Origin of the sequence: Shinella yambaruensis (assembly GCF_022899355.1) — a bacterium.
GTDB classification, from domain to species: domain Bacteria; phylum Pseudomonadota; class Alphaproteobacteria; order Rhizobiales; family Rhizobiaceae; genus Shinella; species Shinella yambaruensis.
On the sequence record NZ_JALJCK010000004.1, the window covers coordinates 348,584 to 364,936 of the forward strand.

A 16,353-nucleotide genomic window follows, 5' to 3' on the forward strand; every position below is an offset into this window, starting at 1 on the left:
CAGGAATAAGATGTCCAGACCCCGCAAACCCAAGGGCCGGCCGGTTTCCGGCTGGCTGATCCTCGACAAGCCGTTCGATTTCGGCTCCACCGAAGCCGTCGCCAAGATCAAGTGGCTGTTCAAGGCGCAGAAGGCCGGCCATGCCGGCACGCTCGATCCGCTCGCCTCCGGCATGTTGCCGATCGCGCTCGGCGATGCCACCAAGACCGTGCCCTACGTCATGGATGGCCGCAAGATCTACGAATTCACGGTGACTTGGGGCGAGGAACGCACGACGGACGACCTCGAGGGCGAGGTGACGCGGAGTTCGGAAAAGCGGCCCGCCGCGGATGCCATCCAGGCGATCCTCGGCGACTATACCGGCGTCATCCAGCAGATCCCGCCGCAGTTCTCCGCCATCAAGATCGCCGGCGAACGCGCCTATGACCTCGCCCGTGAAGGCGAAGCCGTCGAGATCCCCTCGCGCGAGGTGGAAATCCATCGCCTGACCCTGATCGGCTGTCCGGACGAGAACACCGCGGCATTCGAGGTTGAATGCGGCAAGGGCACCTATGTGCGTGCGCTCGCCCGCGATTTCGGCCGCCAGCTCGGCTGTTTCGGCCATATCTCGGCACTGCGCCGCACCTTTGTCGCTCCCTTCGGCGAGGACGACATGGTGCCGCTCGCCGATCTGACGGCGCTCGAGGAGATCGCCGACGAGGCCGAGCGGCTGGCCGCCCTCGACGCCTTCCTGATCGATACCGGCGAAGCCCTTTCCAGCCTGCCGCAGATCGTCATCAACGATGACCAGGCGCACCGCCTGCGCATGGGCAATCCGATCATCCTGCGTGGCCGGGATGCCCCGGTTTCCGCGGACGAAGCCTATGCGACGGCCCGTGGCAAGCTGGTCGCGATCGGCGAGATCGCCGGCGGCGAGTTCCGGCCGAAGCGCGTCTTCGGCGGTTGACGAAGGGCTGAGGAACCAATCGCTGCCGACTTGATTTCACCACAAGCTATGGGCTTTATGGGCCGGCGAGGTTCGTTCGAGGGCGGGCCGGGCGGCGCATTGCCGTCGCGGCCGCCGGCGGGCGAGGGGTGAAAGGGCTGGCCGTTGACGATTGCGCCGACTGACAGAACGGTATCCGCCGAAGATGCGGAGGAGGGTGCTGGCCCTGTCGAAAACCGCCGGCGCATGCATCATCCCGTTGCCTTCTACCTCGTCTGCCTCATCCTCGTCGTCGTCATTCCCGCCTTCCTGTTCTCCATCGTCGTGCTGAAGCGCACCAACGAGGCGCAGGAGCGCATCTTCGAATCGCTGCTGCGCACCTCGACCAGCGCCGTCAATCGCGCGGTCGAGCGCGAAATCACGGCCATGTTCTCGACGCTCAACTTCCTGTCGACGTCGGAAAGCCTGCCGAGGGGCGACTACGCGACCCTGCATGCCCAGGCGACGAAGACGCTCCAGGGCACGGACACCTATTTTCTCGTCATCGATCAGGCGATGAGGCAACGCCTCAACACGCGCGTCCCCTTCGGCACGCCGCTCAACACGGCGTCCGAGCAGGTTTCGGCGCGTCTGGCACTGTCGCGCGGCGAACGCATGGTCTCCGACCTCTTCTTCGGCCGCACGGCCCAGCATTGGGTGTTCAATGTCTACATGCCGGTGCGGCTTGCCAATGGCGAACCCGTCCTTCTGACATTGACGAAGAATGCCGAGGCGCTGCGGCGCGCGGTCAATCCGGACATCCTCTCGCCCGGCTGGAACGCGGCCGTGCTCGATTCCGCCGGCACGGTCATCGCCTCGACCGACGAGAAGCAGAAAACCGGCCAGCCTTTCTTCCTGCGCGTCGTGCCGTCGTTGCGGCTCGGCGTCAGCGCCATGCGGCGGGATGGCGTCGACTATCAGGTCGTCACGGAATTCTCCTCGCTTGCCGGCTGGCGCATGATCGCCTGGGCGAAGGCGTCGGACGTGCAGGCGCCGGCGGTTTCCTCCTTCCTGTGGCTGACGATCGGCGGCGCGGTCTTTGCCGCACTCGCCGCCATCAGCGCCGTCGGCATCGCCCGTGTCCTTTCCCGTGATGTCCGGCTGCTGGCGCACGATGCGCGCCGTCTTGGCCTTGGCGAACGGGTGTCGCCGCGCCCCTACGCCATTTCCGAGCTGGAAACGGTGTCGCGCGCGCTCGCCGAAGCCGCCGATGCCCGCGTCAAATCGGAAAACGAGGTGCGTTTCCTGATGCGCGAGGTGGCGCACCGCTCGAAGAATCAGCTCACCGTCATCCAGGCCATGCTGAACCAGTCGGCCGCGGCGGCGGAAAATGCCAGCGACTTCGCCGAGACGTTTCGCAGGCGCGTCGCCGGCCTTGCCCGGTCGACGGACCTGATGATCGCCAATGCCACCCAAGGCGTGAACCTCATGGAGCTTGCCAAGAACCAGCTCAAGCCGTTCACGCCTGACGATGCGGGGCGCGTGCGCATCGCCGGCCCATCCGTTCTCCTCGATCCGCAGGCGTCGCAGACGCTCGGCATGGCGCTGCACGAACTGTCGACGAACGCCACGAAATACGGTGCGCTCGCCAACGAGACCGGCGTCATCTCCCTCAGCTGGGTGACGTCCGGCGCGAATCTGAACCTCATCTGGCGCGAGAGCCGGGCGACGATCGACAGGCAGGCCATCGCCGCCAGCCGCAAGGGCTTCGGCAGCGTCGTGCTGGAGCGCATGCTCGGCATGGCGCTTGATGCCAAGCTGGACTTCATCGTTCACGACGACGGCATCGAATGGCGCGTGACGATCCCGCTCGCCCGGTTGCGCGACGAGGACGGCCACGAGCAGGGAGCGGCGCAATGAGGAAACCGCTCCTTTTCCGATGCATCGGCCATGGGTGTGTTTCATGACGTCATTCCTGCGTGGGGCCGCCGTCTTGGCGTGCCTTGTCCTTTCAGCGTCCCAAGCCCTTGCCGCCTATGGCCAGTGCTCGGTCGACGATCCGACCGGCACGCCGCTCAATGTGCGCGCGGCGCCGAACGGCACGATCCTGACGACCCTTGCGAACGGGACGCAGGTCGAGATCGTCGAGGAGAGGAAGGTCGGCACGAAACACTGGCTTTTCGTCGCGCGGCAGGGCGTGCGGCTCGGCTGGGTGTTCGGCGCCTATGTCGTGTGCAAGCAGCCCGGCGATGCGCGCGAAGCCGCGCCCAGCCAGCCGGCCGACCGGCGTTGACGACGGCTCTTTTCTTTCATGAGGGAATGGTTTATAGGCACCGCCAGCAATGCGGGGCTTTCCCCGCTTGCCTTCACGGCCATCGCTGGACGACATCCCGGCTTTTGGCGACCCTGGTTCTCCATTCATGAAAGGACATACGATGTCGATCACTGCTGAGCGCAAGGCTGCGCTGATCAAGGAATACGCCACCAAGGAAGGCGACACCGGTTCTCCGGAAGTTCAGGTCGCGATCCTGACCGAGCGTATCAACAACCTGACCGGCCACTTCAAGGACCACAAGAAGGACAACCACTCCCGTCGTGGCCTTCTGACGCTGGTTTCCAGCCGCCGCTCGCTTCTTGACTACCTCAAGAAGAAGGACGAATCCCGTTACAGCAAGCTGATTGCTGCCCTCGGTATTCGCCGCTAAGCAATTTCGGCGGGCGTTCCTTGCGAGCGCCCGCCGCTTTCTTTTGCGGAACGGACGTTTCGCTAGAGCAGTTCCGGCAGAGGCGCGCCGCGCCTTTGCGTTTGGGATTGCGCAAGACAGACAAGACCGTTTCGCCTGTGCCGGTTGAGGCCGCCTCGCGAAAGGGGATTTTCCAGCAGGCCGGATGGGCCGGTCCTGCGGAACCAACCGATGACCTGTCATGGGGCAGGATTGCAGGATGCTTCAGGCGCGCGCCTGTCGTCGGCCAGGCTGAAAAGCCTTCAGGCGCAGAGTTCGCGGGCCATGTTCCGGAAGCCTCCCGTTGTCTTGCCCATGATGCGTCACGAACGCGGATAGACCACCTGCGCCTTTGGGCGGCGGTGCGCGTATCCGTCAAGAAGGACAAGACATGTTCGATACCCATACGGTTGAAATCGAATGGGCGGGCCGTCCGCTCAAGCTGGAAACCGGCAAGATCGCCCGCCAGGCTGACGGCGCGGTTCTCGCGACCTACGGCGAAACCGTCGTTCTCGCCACCGTCGTTTCCGCCAAGGCGCCGAAGCCCGGCCAGGATTTCTTCCCGCTCACCGTCAACTACCAGGAAAAGACCTACGCAGCGGGCAAGATCCCCGGCGGCTACTTCAAGCGCGAAGGCCGCCCGTCGGAAAAGGAAACGCTGGTTTCCCGCCTGATCGACCGTCCGATCCGCCCGCTGTTCCCGGAAGGCTACAAGAACGACACCCAGGTCGTCGTCACGGTCGTCCAGCATGACCTCGAAAACGATCCGGACGTCCTGTCGATGGTTGCCGCTTCCGCGGCGCTGACGATTTCCGGCGTCCCCTTCATGGGCCCGGTCGGCGCCGCCCGTGTCGGCTACATCAATGGCGAGTATGTCCTGAACCCGCATCTCGACGAGATGGACGAGTCCGTTCTCGACCTCGTCGTCGCCGGCACGCAGGACGCCGTCCTCATGGTCGAGTCCGAAGCCAAGGAACTTGCCGAAGACGTCATGCTCGGCGCCGTCATGTTCGGCCACAAGGGCTTCCAGCCGGTCATCGATGCGATCATCAAGCTCGCGGAAGTCGCTGCCAAGGAGCCGCGCGATTTCGTCCCGGAAGATCATTCCGCGCTCGAAGCAGAAATGCTCGGCCTTGCCGAAGCCGAACTTCGCGACGCCTACAAGATCACCCAGAAGGCTGATCGCTACGCCGCCGTCGACGCCGTCAAGGCGAAGGTGAAGGCGCACTTCCTGCCCGAAGGCGTCGAGCCGAAGTACAGCGCGGAAGTCATCGGCGCCGTCTTCAAGCACCTCCAGGCCAAGATTGTCCGCTGGAACATACTCGACACCAAGAGCCGCATCGACGGCCGCGATCTTGAAACCGTTCGCACCATCGTCTCGGAAGTCGGCATCCTGCCGCGCACGCACGGCTCGGCTCTCTTCACCCGCGGCGAAACCCAGGCGGTCGTCGTTGCGACCCTCGGCACCGGCGAAGACGAGCAGTATGTCGACAGCCTGACCGGCATGTACAAGGAACGCTTCCTGCTGCACTACAACTTCCCGCCCTATTCGGTCGGTGAAACGGGCCGCATGGGCTCCCCGGGCCGCCGCGAAATCGGTCACGGCAAGCTCGCCTGGCGCGCCATCCGCCCGATGCTGCCGACGGCGGAACAGTTCCCCTACACGCTGCGCGTCGTTTCCGAGATCACCGAGTCGAACGGCTCGTCTTCGATGGCAACGGTCTGCGGTACCTCGCTCGCCCTCATGGACGCCGGCGTTCCGCTGGCAAAGCCGGTTGCCGGCATCGCCATGGGCCTGATCCTCGAAGGCGACCGTTTTGCGGTCCTCTCCGATATCCTCGGTGACGAAGACCACCTCGGCGACATGGACTTCAAGGTCGCCGGCACTGCCGACGGCATCACCTCGCTGCAGATGGACATCAAGATCGCCGGTATCACCGAAGAGATCATGAAGGTCGCGCTCAGCCAGGCGCAGGGCGGCCGCAAGCATATCCTCGGCGAGATGGCCAACGCCATTTCCGAAGGCCGCAGCCAGCTCGGCGAGTTCGCCCCGCGCATCGAAGTCATGAACATCCCGGTCGACAAGATCCGTGAAGTCATCGGCACGGGCGGCAAGGTCATCCGCGAGATCGTCGAGAAGACCGGCGCCAAGATCAACATCGAGGACGACGGCACGATCAAGATCGCCTCCTCGTCCGCGAAGGAGATCGAAGCGGCCCGCAAGTGGATCCACTCCATCGTCGCGGAACCGGAAGTCGGCCAGATCTACGAGGGCACGGTCGTCAAGACCGCCGATTTCGGTGCCTTCGTCAACTTCTTCGGCCCGCGTGACGGCCTCGTACATATCTCGCAGCTGGCGCAGGAACGCGTCGCCAAGACCTCCGACGTCGTCAAGGAAGGCGACAAGGTCTGGGTCAAGCTGATGGGTTTCGACGAGCGCGGCAAGGTTCGCCTCTCCATGAAGGTCGTCGACCAGGCGACCGGCAAGGAAATTACCGCCGACAAGAAGGGCGACGGCGAAGCCGCCGCCGAGTAATCGGATTTTTATCGATCGAGGGGGCGCGGAGCGGCACGTTCCGCGCCCCTTTTTTATAGACCCGTATCTCCGCCGAAAGCCCACCATGACCCGCGACGCCCTCAAGACCCTGTTCCACCCCTTCGCCTCCGGCACGCTCGGCCTGCCTGGAGAGGGCGAACGCTACCTCTTCCTCGGCGCGGAAGCCGGCCAGCGCCCGCCGGAAGGTTTTGACGCGGCGCTGGAAGCCGTGCAGCCGCTGCGCTCGCTTTATCGCGGGCTGGAAGCGGTGCGCGCGCCGGTGAAGCCGGTCGTCGAGGGCGAGGATTTCGATGGCGCGCTCATCCTGATGACCAAGCACAAGGGCGAGAACGAGAACCGTATCGCCGAGGCGCTGCGCCGCGTGCGCACCGGCGGCCTCATCGTCGTCGCCGGAGGCAAGGAAGACGGCGTGCAGTCCATGCGCAAGCGCCTCGACCAGCTTGGCCTCACGGGCGATTCCATGCCGAAATATCACGGCCTCGCCATCTGGTTCGCCCGCCCCGAAGACCCGTCCGAGGCCGTCTCCAAGCTGGCGGCGAAGCCGGTGCGCATCGCCGGCCGCTTCACGGCCGCGCCGGGCATGTTCTCGCATGACCGCATCGACGAGGGCTCCGAGCTGCTTGCAACCCGCATCCCGGAAGACTTCCACGGCCACGCCGCCGATTTCGGCGCGGGCTGGGGCTATCTCTCCGTCATGCTCGGCGGCCGCGCGCCGCAGGCAAAGGGCATCGACCTTTTCGAGGCGCATTACGAGGCGCTGGAAGCGGCCAAGGAGAACATGGCGGAGAACTGCCCGAACATTCCCGCCCGCTATTTCTGGTTCGACCTGACGGCCGAGGCGCCGCGCGATCACTACGACCTGATCGTCATGAACCCGCCCTTCCACGAGGGACATGCCGCCGACCATTCGCTCGGCGCGGGAATGATCCGCATGGCGGCGAAATCGCTGAAGGCCGGCGGCCGCCTGCTGATGGTCGCCAACCGCGGCCTGCCCTACGAGCCGGCGCTGAAGGAAGCGTTCAAGGAAAGCGGCGAACTCTGCCGCAACGCCCGTTTCAAGGTGCTCTGGGGCAGGCGCTGAGCCCTACAGGGGCAGTGCGAAGGTCTGCTTGATCGTCTCGCTCGGCACGTCCGTCTTGACGGTCTGGATGCCGTTCTTGCGGGTGAGGTGCGTCGACTGGAAGCGACGGTAGTCGGCAAGATCCGAGACGACGACGCGCAGCAGCGCGTCGCTTTCGCCGAGCATGATGTAGCATTCCACCACCTCCGGCAGCCGCTTCATCGCCGCGATGAAATGGTCGATCGTCTCCGCATCCTGCGCCGTCAGCGAGACGCGCGCGAACATGGAAAGCTGCAGCCCCACCTTCGCCTGATCGACGACAGCCACGTAGCGGCTGATGATGCCCGCTTCCTCCAGCAACCTGACCCGGCGAAGGCAGGGCGAGGGCGAGAGGCCGACGCGCCTGGCGAGTTCGACATTCTGCAGCCGCCCGTCCTGCTGCAGCACGCGAAGAATGCGGCGGTCCGTTTCATCGAGCGGCACTGGGATCCTCACGAACGTTCAAGCCGGTTTGCGGCAGGCAATGCCAAAATCTCCCTCAAGTCTGGCATCTTGGCAACTCGATTGCGCTCGAGGACCGCTAGGCTACCGTCGTTTCGATGAGGAGAGCAAGATGGACTGGGCCTGGTTTCTGGCAGCTTCGGGCTTCGCATTCGCCATGGCGGGCACGCCGGGGCCGAACAACACGATGGTGACGGCTTCAGGAGCGAACTACGGCTTTCGCCGGACGCTGCCGGTGGCGATCGGCATGGGGGCCGGCGTCGCCGTCATCATCTTCATCGTCGCGGCTGTGGGCGGATCGGTCATCGCAGAGCCGCGCGTGCACCTGGCGCTGAAATGGCTGGGCATTGCCTATCTGCTCTGGCTCGCCTGGCGCATCGCCAATGCCGTGCCCGCGGGAGCGGTGCCGGATGGCAGCGCGCAGCGTCCGTTCGGTTTCTTCGAAGGCGCCCTGCTGCAACTCGTCAACCCGAAGCTCTGGGTGATGGTGGCCGGCGCGGTCGTCACCTATGGCAAGGGCGCGGCGGGAGACCTGACCGTGCCCGCGGTCTTCGCCGTCATCTTCGGCGGCGCGACGCTGGTCAGCACGGTGGCCTGGACGGGGATCGGCGTCGGCGCGGCCCGCTTTCTCGCGCGCGAACGCAGCCTCAGGGTCTTCAACCGGGCGATGGCGCTGCTGCTCGTGCTTTCGCTCGTGCCTGTCGTGCTGGAGTAGGACCAGTCAGCAGTCCGTTCAGGCCGATTGCCATTTTGCCGAAAGAGGTCCACCATTCCCGGATCGCTTTCGTTCAGGAGACCCGCAATGGCTTTTGGACCTGCAAGGCCGCCCATGATGGAAGATGTGGCGGAAGTCATCGCCAAGGATGTGAAGGAAGGGGAGGGGCATACGCCGACCTCCGAGGTGCCGCTCGCCTTTCTGCGGCGCGGCGCGGACGGCAAGCCGCTGGAAATGAACAGCCGCGTGCGCACGCTCTTCATCGCCGTTGCTGCGGCCGTGGCTTTGCTGCTGCTCCTGCTGGCGCTGCTTTGAGATGGGCCGGGCTTTCGCCAGCCTGACGGCTTTCCTTCCTCGCAAACGGGGCGAGGAGCCGTTCCCCCGCGTACAATCGGCGGTAAGGAGAACCAGCATGATACGCCTCTCTCCCCCGTTCGGAGAACGTCCCGGCAGGGGGAGAGGCGCGTTGCTTATTCGCTGTCGGCCTTCGCCAGGCGCTCCAGCGTCGGCATGGAGGTGATGTTGTAGCCGGCGTCCACATAGTGGATTTCGCCGGTGACGCCGCTCGACAGATCAGAAAGCAGGTACAGCGCCGAGTTGCCGACGTCCTCAATGGTGACGGTGCGACGGAGCGGCGCGTTCTTCTGCTGCCAGGAAAGCATGGCACGGGCATCGGAAATACCGGCGCCGGCGAGGGTCCGGATCGGTCCGGCCGAGATCGCGTTGACGCGGATGCCGCGCGGGCCGTAGTCGCCGGCGAGGTAACGCACAGAGGCCTCCAGCGCGGCCTTGGCGACGCCCATGACGTTGTAGTTCGGCATGATGCGCATCGAGCCGCCATAGGTCAGCGTCAGCATGGAACCGCCCTCGCTCATCAGCTCGGCGGCCCGCTTGGCGATCTCCGTGAAGGAGAAGCAGGAGATCACCATGGTGCGCGAGAAGTTCTCGCGCGAGGTGTCGGCGTAGAGGCCCTTCAGCTCGTTCTTGTCGGAGAAGCCGATGGCGTGCACGACGAAGTCGAGCGTGCCCCACTTGTCCTTGATCGCCGCGATCGCCGCATCGACCGAGGCGATGTCCTCGACGTCGCAGGGAATGACGAAGTCCGAGCCGAGTTCGGCGGCGAGCGGCTTGACGCGCTTGCCGAGCGCCTCGCCCTGGTAGGTGAAGGCGAGTTCCGCGCCCTGGCCGGCCAGCTTCTGCGCGATCCCCCACGCGATGGAATGGTTGTTCGCGACCCCCATGATGAGGCCGCGCTTGCCGTTCATGATCCCCGTCATGATTGTCATCCGTTGTGGCGCTGGAAGACCAGCGTGGCGTTCGTGCCGCCGAAGCCGAAGGAGTTGGAAAGGGCGATATCGATCTTCGCACCGTCGATGCGCTTGCGTACGATCGGAACACCGTCGAATTCCGGGTCGAGCTCGGTGATATGCGCACTTTCGCCGATGAAGCCGGCCTGCATCATCAGCAGGCTGTAGATCGATTCCTGCACGCCGGCAGCGCCGAGCGAGTGGCCGGTCAGCGACTTGGTCGACTGGATGTGCGGGATCTTGTCGCCGAAGACTTCGCGGATCGCGCCGATCTCCTTGGAATCCCCGACGGGCGTCGAGGTGCCGTGCGTATTGATGTAGTCGACGTCGCCCTTCACGGTGGAGAGCGCCTGGCGCATGCAGCGCACCGCGCCTTCGCCCGACGGGGCCACCATGTCATAGCCGTCCGAGGTCGCGCCGTAGCCGACAATCTCCGCGTAGATCTTCGCGCCGCGGGCCTTGGCGCGCTCCAGCTCTTCCAGAACCAGCACGCCGGCGCCGCCGGCGATGACGAAGCCGTCGCGGCTGACGTCATAGGCGCGCGAGGCCGTCGCGGGTGTGTCGTTGTACTTGGAGGACATCGCGCCCATGGCGTCGAAGAGGTTCGACATGGTCCAGTCAAGATCTTCGTGGCCACCGGCGAACATGAGGTCCTGCTTGCCCCACTGGATCATTTCGGCGGCATTGCCGATGCAGTGCGCCGAGGTCGAGCAGGCAGACGAGATCGAGTAGTTGACGCCGTGGATCTTGAACCAGGTGGCGAGCGTCGCGGATGCCGTCGAAGACATGGCCTTCGGCACGGCGAACGGGCCGATGCGCTTGGGCGAATTGTTCTTGAGCGTGATCTCGGCGGCCTCGATCAGCGTGCGGGTGGAGGGGCCGCCCGAGCCCATGATGATGCCGACGCGCTCGTTAGCGGCGTAGTCTGTCTCTTCCAGGCCGGCATCGGCGATCGCCTGTTTCATGGCGACGTGGTTCCAGGAGCCGCCCTGCGAGAGGAAGCGGGCGGCGCGGCGATCGACGAGTTCGCTCGTATCGATGTTCGGCGCGCCCCAGACCTGGCATTTGAAGCCGTGGTCGGCGAAATCCTGCGAGAAGCTGATGCCCGAGCGCGCATCGCGCAGCGACGCCGTCACTTCGTCCGCGTTGTTCCCGATGGAGGATACGATCCCCAGACCCGTGACAACTACCCGTCTCATATTCCTGACCTTTTCTAGAACGTCTCGTTGTGAAGGCGGCTCGGCGCCGCCTTCAGGCTTCCGGTGGCTCCGCGGCCTTTAAGCTTCCTTGTCCTTCGACAGGCCGACGCGCAGGTCGGTCGCCTGGTAGATGGTCTCGCCGTCGGCCTTCAGCCAGCCGTCCGCCGTGCCGAGCACGAGGCGGCCGCGCATGACGCGCTTGAAGTCGATGCCGTATTCGAGGAGCTTCGTGTGCGGGCGGACCATGCCCTTGAACTTCACTTCGCCGGTCGAAAGCGCCATGCCGCGGCCGGGCTCGCCGAGCCAGCCGAGGAAGAAGCCCGTGAGCTGCCACATGCCGTCGAGGCCGAGGCAACCCGGCATGATCGGATTGCCCTGGAAGTGACAAGGGAAATACCAGTCGTCCGGCTTCACGTCGTATTCGGCGCGGATGTAGCCCTTGTCGAAGGCGCCGCCGGTCTCGGAGATGTCGGTGATGCGGTGGACCATCAGCATGGGCGGCAGAGGAAGCTGGGCATTGCCGGGGCCGAACAGCTCGCCGCGGCCGCAGCGCAGGATTTCCTCATAGTTGTAGCTGGATTGCCTGGTCGTCATCGAATGTCTCATCCCCGGTCTGAACAACGCTTGCTTTGCGTTAGATTTAGAGAAGGTGGGTGCGAATTGAAGCACCCGGACCGTTCCCTCCTTGTCGCCCCGCCCGCTCCGGGCGAGACGTTCATTCAGCTGTCCGCATACATGATGCTTGCAGTGACAGCCAGTGCAAAGTGGCACGGTGTGGGCAAAGGCCCCGGTTTTCCGCATGTTGCGCGTCTTTCATCCGCCGCAATCCTATTGAATCCCGGCGCTCGTAAAGTTATATCGAAAGTTCAAGATTGTTGTTCAAGGCCAGACAAGCGGATCCGTCGCCCATGACGCATGCACACGAGATGCCCATCGAAGAGCGCCTGCGCCATTGTGGCCTGCGTCCGACGCGCCAGCGCGTGGCACTCGGGGACCTGCTCTTCGCCAAGGGCGACCGCCATCTGACGGTGGAGGAACTGCACGAGGAAGCCGTCGCCGCCGGCGTCCCGGTCTCGCTGGCGACCGTCTACAACACGCTGCACCAGTTCACCGAGGCCGGCCTCATCCGGGTCCTGGCGGTGGAGAGCTCGAAGACTTATTTCGACACCAATGTATCGGACCACCACCATTTCTTCGTCGAGGGCGAGAACCACGTGCTCGACATTCCCGTGAGCAACATCGCCATCGGCAACCTGCCGGAGCCGCCCGAGGGCATGGAGATCGCTCACGTTGATGTGATCATCCGCCTGCGCCCGAAGAAGGGTTGATCGCGGGATCGCTTTCACATCACGTCGTCCGGATGCCGTCCCGGCCGCGGCTTGTAGACCGGAAAGCACCAGCCGAATCGCAACGCCCCGCCGCGCACGATGAAGGCTGCGCCGATGCCGATGGCGGAGGCGAGCCAGAGCGGCGCGTCCGCCACGCTGGCCGCGGTGAAGCCGGCCGCGCCGATGAGCGCCGCGGTGATGTAGATTTCCGGCCGCAGCAGCACGGAGGGCTCTCCCGCCAGGAGATCGCGCAGGATGCCGCCGAAGCTTGCGGTGAGGACGCCGGTCGTGATCGCCACTGTCGGCGAGCCGGTGGCGGCAAGCCCCTTTGCCGCGCCCATTACGCAATAGGCCGAGACGCCCATCGCATCGAGCCAGAGCAGCAGGCGATAGCGCGACTCGATCCGGTGGGCGAGCACGAAGACGATAAGCGCAACCGCGACGCAGACGATGAGATAGGTCGGGTTCACCACCCAGAAGACGGGCGTCGCGCCAAGGATGACGTCGCGGAACGTGCCGCCGCCGATGCCCGTCGCGGCGGCGAGGAAGAGGAAACCGATGATGTCGAGCTGCTTGCGCGAGGCCGAGAGCGCGCCGGTGGCGGCAAAGACGGCGACGCCCGTATAGTCGAGCAGTTCCAGGATCGACACGCATTCCTCCTTCGCCGCCCAAGCCTCGCGACAGCTTTCCCGCGCTAGAGTGCGCGCCCGTACGCCCGGGCAGAATCAGGCAAGACGCCAGCCCGTCCGCATATTGACCGAAATGCCCGCCATGGAAAGGTTTGAGAGATGGCCACCCGCATCAGAACCCTCGCACTCGCCGCCGCCGCGCTCGTTTCGACCGCCCTGCCGGTCCGCGCGGCGGAGATCGTGCCGGATGCGCGTGCGGCCGTCGAGGCCGAGGTCGCCAAGCGCTGCAAGGCGCCGATCTATGGCGAGGATTTTGCCGACAATGTCGATTTCAACAATGACGGCATCGTCGATGCGATCTTCAATCTCGGTGCCGTCAATTGCGATGGCACGCCGGGCGGCCTGTGCGGCAATGTCGGCTGCCCGCATGAATTCTACATCCAGGTCGTCGAGGGCGGGTATTTCCTGGCCGCCAATGCCGATCTCTACGGCTACGAGATGAAGAAGCGCTACGGCAACATGGTGCTGGAACTGAAGGCCAATGCCGCAAGCTGCGGGCGTGACGATCCGGACTATTGCATCATGACCATTCGCGTGCGCGGCGCCCAGTTCGATACGATCTCGAAGAAATAGGACCTATTGCGGAAAGAGCGCGTGGGTGCGGCCGGCGACATAGTAGAGCAGCAGCCCCGTCCATTCCCTGAGCGCCGTCGTCGTCAGCTGGCTGTTGGTCGAGGGCTGGGTGAAATCGAGCGCGAGGCCGGCGCGGCCCGTCGTGCGGAAATCCGTCGGCCAGGGCAGGACGTCGAGGCCGAGCTTGCGGAAGAGGCCGACCGAGCGCGGCATGTGGAAGGCCGAGGTCACCAAGAGGCAGCGCTCCAGGCCGTTTTCGGCAAGAAGCGTCTTGGTGTTTTCGACATTCTCGAAGGTGGTGCGTGATTCCGTCTCGCGGATCAGCCGGTCGGCGGACACGCCGAAGGCCTCGAAGAAGCGCGCCGCGACGGCCGCATCGCCCTCGTAGCTGCCGCTGAACGAGCCGTCGCCGCCCGAGACGAGGATGCGCGCGGCGGGGAACTCTCGCGCCAGCCGCAGCGTCTCGGTGAAGCGGTCGCCTGCCTGGTTCATCTCGAAGCCGCCGCGCGCCGCGATCACCTCCGCCTCCACGCCGCCGCCGAGCATGATGATGCAGCCGGGGCCGCCGGCGGGCAGCTCCGCCCGCGCGATGCGGTCCTCCAGCGCCTGCAGGAGGACGGAGCCCGTCGTGGTGAACAGCGTCACGAAGAGCACGGCGGCGGCAAGCCCGCTCGCCGCCGTCCGCAGGCGGTTCCATTTCAAGAGCCCGGCCAGGAGGCCGAGAACGAGCAGCAGCAGCGCGAGCGACAGGGGCTGGGCGGCCAGCCAGAAGATCTTCGAGGCGTAGTAGGTCACGCGTTACCCGCTGTTCGTGTTCGTTTCCGCGTCGGTCTCAGGCCCGTCCGAAAGCCGGTGCCGCCGCCTTGCCGCGCCGCAGATAGAGGATGCCCGCGGCCAGCGCAACACCTGCCGCGAGAACCGCGATGGCGATCAGCGGGCGATAGGCGACCCAGGCGATGGCGATGACGGCCGGCCCGATCAGCAGGGTGAGGATGAGCGCGATGGCCGTCGTGCCGAAGCGCACGATGGAGCCGACGAAGGGCACGACATCGGCGATGACGCCGAGGATCGACAGGATGAAGGCGAAGCCGACGAAGGCGCCGATCAGCCCGCCGACCCGCACGAGCCAGGTGATGATCGTGTTCTCGCTCTGCGCCGCATCGAACATGGCGGCCGCGTCGACGAGGCCGGCATCGCTGAGGAAGAGGTCGCGCCCGTTCGTCGTCTTGTAGGGCGTCAGGCCGCTGCCGCGCTGGGCGCCGACGAAGCTCGCCTCGGCAATGTCGGAGCGCTCGAAACGGATGCGGATGTCGCCGACCTGCGGATCTTCCGGGTTGAAGGAGAAGATCACCTGGCCGGCAATGACCGAGGCCGGTTTGCCGAGCGTCACCATTTCCGCCATGCGATTGGCCTCGATGGCCGTGAGCGGCACCGGCCGTTCGTCGCCGAGGCGCGCGACCGCGCGGCCATCGACGCTGAACGCGCCGATCGTCGCGGACTTCACCGGGAAGCTCGCGTCGTCGATCGGCTTTTGCGGGTTGTCGTGGCCCGGCTGGCGGAAGCTGCCGGAATTGACCTCGTCGCGCTTCCATTGCTTGTTGTAGGAATAGGTGGTGACGGTCTCCTCGCTGCCGCCGAGCTGCTTGCGCGTCTCCGACTTCGCGGTCTCGACCCACTGGTACATCTCGACGATGCGTTCGAGCCCGGCCGCCCCTTCGGCCGAAATGCCGAGCACGTCGTCCTGCGGCACGCCGACCGGCTTCACCGGCCCTGAAATGTGCACCAGCTTGCCGTCGTTTGCCGGATCCACGCTGCCGTTGTCGACGGAAACGACGAGGCCCGCGCCCTCGACGAGCGCCCGGTAGGTCTTCACCGACCGGCCTTCGTTCCAGAACAGCAGCCAGATGCAGGCGATGAGAAGGATGAAGCCGACCACGATCTTGATCAGCGCCCCCTTCAGCCTGGCGAACCAGGACGTGGTCGTCGTTTCCGTAAAGCTCATGATCGTCCCCCGACACGGCGTGCGTCATGCCTGAGACGCGCGGCAGGACATGCTTATTCGCGCTTCCTGAACTGCGCAAGCAGGGACATAATGGCTCGAAAGGCGGGGGCGGGATGCCGGAACATCTCCTCCCCTCTGCCGTTATCGCAGAAACGGAAGGGAGCCTGTCCATGACCGACGATCGCGAAGAGAAAATCCGCAAGCGCGCCCACGAGCTCTGGCAGCAGGAAGGCCGGCCGGACGGCAAGCCGGATGACCACTGGTACCAGGCCGAACGGGAAATCGACCAGGGCGACGGAGAAATCGAGGGTGACGACGAGCCGAACCTCGCCGCGATCCGCGAGGCCGTCCGCGAGCACACGGACGCCTTCCTGGTGAAGACCGACCTGGAGGATGCCGACCAGCGCGAGGCGACGCCCGGCATGCGCGAGCAGCCGTAGGGCCGCCGCTAATTAACCCTGCCGCTCCGGCAGATCTACGAGCAGCCCGTCGAGGGCGTCGGTCACCTTGATCTGGCAGGAGAGGCGCGAGCGTGCCGGGTCGGGATCGTGGGCAAAGTCGAGCATGTCCTGTTCCAGCGCCGAGATCGGCGGCAGCCGGTCCACCCATTCGGGCGCGACATAGACATGGCAGGTGGAACAGGAACAGGCCCCGCCGCATTCGGCGAGGATACCGCGCACGTCATCGTCGCGCGCGGCCTCCATCAGCGTCATGCCGGCGGAGGCTTCCACGACATGCCGGCTTCCGTCGTGCTGCACGAAGGTGATCTGAACCATCGCCGTCTTTCCTTGTCGT

General features: G+C 65.2%; 19 protein-coding genes. 11 read left to right on the top strand and 8 right to left on the bottom strand.

What is annotated here, in order from left to right:
* Positions 1 to 10: 10 nt before the first annotated feature.
* The 6 genes from truB to MUU56_RS11650 all read left to right on the top strand — a co-directional run bounded on the left by truB (position 11) and on the right by MUU56_RS11650 (position 7,265).
* The gene (gene truB / locus MUU56_RS11625) at positions 11 to 946 is read left to right on the top strand and encodes a tRNA pseudouridine(55) synthase TruB (protein WP_244767455.1); all 936 of its coding nucleotides are present in this window, start codon (positions 11 to 13) and stop codon (positions 944 to 946) included.
* Between the two features lie 225 nt (positions 947 to 1,171).
* Entirely contained in the window at positions 1,172 to 2,824 is a 1,653-nt protein-coding gene (locus MUU56_RS11630; protein ID WP_244767456.1) for a sensor histidine kinase, read from the top strand.
* 43 nt (positions 2,825 to 2,867) lie between these two features.
* Positions 2,868 to 3,197, top strand: a complete 330-nt coding sequence (locus tag MUU56_RS11635; RefSeq protein WP_244767457.1) for an SH3 domain-containing protein — start codon at positions 2,868 to 2,870, stop codon at positions 3,195 to 3,197.
* Between the two features lie 142 nt (positions 3,198 to 3,339).
* Positions 3,340 to 3,609, top strand: a complete 270-nt coding sequence (rpsO, locus tag MUU56_RS11640; protein WP_064328820.1) for a 30S ribosomal protein S15 — start codon at positions 3,340 to 3,342, stop codon at positions 3,607 to 3,609.
* 409 nt (positions 3,610 to 4,018) lie between these two features.
* A complete protein-coding gene (pnp, locus tag MUU56_RS11645; RefSeq protein ID WP_244767458.1) occupies positions 4,019 to 6,163 on the top strand; it encodes a polyribonucleotide nucleotidyltransferase in 2,145 nt (714 codons plus the stop codon).
* Positions 6,164 to 6,248: 85 nt separating this feature from the next.
* A complete protein-coding gene (locus MUU56_RS11650; protein WP_244767459.1) occupies positions 6,249 to 7,265 on the top strand; it encodes a class I SAM-dependent methyltransferase in 1,017 nt (338 codons plus the stop codon).
* 3 nt (positions 7,266 to 7,268) lie between these two features.
* Here the strand turns inward: MUU56_RS11650 and MUU56_RS11655 are convergent, their stop codons facing one another.
* Positions 7,269 to 7,733 (bottom strand): Lrp/AsnC family transcriptional regulator, encoded by a 465-nt coding sequence (locus tag MUU56_RS11655; RefSeq protein ID WP_244767628.1) that lies wholly within the window; start codon positions 7,731 to 7,733, stop codon positions 7,269 to 7,271.
* Positions 7,734 to 7,857: 124 nt separating this feature from the next.
* Between MUU56_RS11655 and MUU56_RS11660 the strand changes: the two genes are divergently transcribed.
* Both MUU56_RS11660 and MUU56_RS11665 read left to right on the top strand, forming a co-directional pair.
* Positions 7,858 to 8,460 (top strand): LysE family translocator, encoded by a 603-nt coding sequence (locus MUU56_RS11660; RefSeq protein ID WP_244767460.1) that lies wholly within the window; start codon positions 7,858 to 7,860, stop codon positions 8,458 to 8,460.
* 87 nt (positions 8,461 to 8,547) lie between these two features.
* The gene (locus MUU56_RS11665) at positions 8,548 to 8,775 is read left to right on the top strand and encodes a hypothetical protein (protein WP_244767461.1); all 228 of its coding nucleotides are present in this window, start codon (positions 8,548 to 8,550) and stop codon (positions 8,773 to 8,775) included.
* 155 nt (positions 8,776 to 8,930) lie between these two features.
* Here MUU56_RS11665 and fabI read toward each other — a convergent pair whose 3' ends face one another.
* The 3 genes from fabI to fabA all read right to left on the bottom strand — a co-directional run bounded on the left by fabI (position 8,931) and on the right by fabA (position 11,560).
* Positions 8,931 to 9,737, bottom strand: coding sequence for an enoyl-ACP reductase FabI (gene fabI / locus MUU56_RS11670; RefSeq protein ID WP_244767462.1), 807 nt, complete (start codon positions 9,735 to 9,737; stop codon positions 8,931 to 8,933).
* Between the two features lie 5 nt (positions 9,738 to 9,742).
* Entirely contained in the window at positions 9,743 to 10,966 is a 1,224-nt protein-coding gene (gene fabB / locus MUU56_RS11675; RefSeq protein WP_244767463.1) for a beta-ketoacyl-ACP synthase I, read from the bottom strand.
* A gap of 78 nt (positions 10,967 to 11,044) precedes the next feature.
* Entirely contained in the window at positions 11,045 to 11,560 is a 516-nt protein-coding gene (gene fabA, locus MUU56_RS11680) for a 3-hydroxyacyl-[acyl-carrier-protein] dehydratase FabA (RefSeq protein WP_064328827.1), read from the bottom strand.
* Positions 11,561 to 11,874: 314 nt separating this feature from the next.
* On the opposite strand from fabA, the gene irrA reads away from it, so the two are divergent.
* Complete coding sequence (gene irrA, locus MUU56_RS11685; protein WP_244767464.1) at positions 11,875 to 12,294, top strand: iron response transcriptional regulator IrrA; 420 nt, start codon at positions 11,875 to 11,877, stop codon at positions 12,292 to 12,294.
* Positions 12,295 to 12,308: 14 nt separating this feature from the next.
* Here the strand turns inward: irrA and MUU56_RS11690 are convergent, their stop codons facing one another.
* Complete coding sequence (locus MUU56_RS11690) at positions 12,309 to 12,944, bottom strand: trimeric intracellular cation channel family protein (RefSeq protein WP_244767465.1); 636 nt, start codon at positions 12,942 to 12,944, stop codon at positions 12,309 to 12,311.
* A 138-nt stretch (positions 12,945 to 13,082) separates the two neighbouring features.
* On the opposite strand from MUU56_RS11690, the gene MUU56_RS11695 reads away from it, so the two are divergent.
* Entirely contained in the window at positions 13,083 to 13,556 is a 474-nt protein-coding gene (locus MUU56_RS11695) for a hypothetical protein (protein ID WP_244767466.1), read from the top strand.
* 3 nt (positions 13,557 to 13,559) lie between these two features.
* On the opposite strand, the gene MUU56_RS11700 is transcribed toward MUU56_RS11695, so the two are convergent.
* Together MUU56_RS11700 and MUU56_RS11705 are read right to left on the bottom strand one after the other, a co-directional pair.
* Positions 13,560 to 14,351 carry a YdcF family protein gene (locus MUU56_RS11700; protein ID WP_244767467.1) on the bottom strand — a complete coding sequence of 264 codons (792 nt, stop codon included), beginning with the start codon at positions 14,349 to 14,351 and terminating at the stop codon, positions 13,560 to 13,562.
* A 37-nt stretch (positions 14,352 to 14,388) separates the two neighbouring features.
* Positions 14,389 to 15,558 carry a TMEM43 family protein gene (locus MUU56_RS11705; protein WP_244767468.1) on the bottom strand — a complete coding sequence of 390 codons (1,170 nt, stop codon included), beginning with the start codon at positions 15,556 to 15,558 and terminating at the stop codon, positions 14,389 to 14,391.
* A 26-nt stretch (positions 15,559 to 15,584) separates the two neighbouring features.
* Between MUU56_RS11705 and MUU56_RS11710 the strand changes: the two genes are divergently transcribed.
* Positions 15,585 to 15,998: a DUF2934 domain-containing protein gene (locus tag MUU56_RS11710; protein WP_398430170.1), complete on the top strand. Its 414-nt coding sequence runs from the start codon at positions 15,585 to 15,587 to the stop codon at positions 15,996 to 15,998.
* A 12-nt stretch (positions 15,999 to 16,010) separates the two neighbouring features.
* Here the strand turns inward: MUU56_RS11710 and MUU56_RS11715 are convergent, their stop codons facing one another.
* Complete coding sequence (locus MUU56_RS11715) at positions 16,011 to 16,334, bottom strand: 2Fe-2S iron-sulfur cluster-binding protein (RefSeq protein WP_244767470.1); 324 nt, start codon at positions 16,332 to 16,334, stop codon at positions 16,011 to 16,013.
* Positions 16,335 to 16,353: the final 19 nt, after the last annotated feature.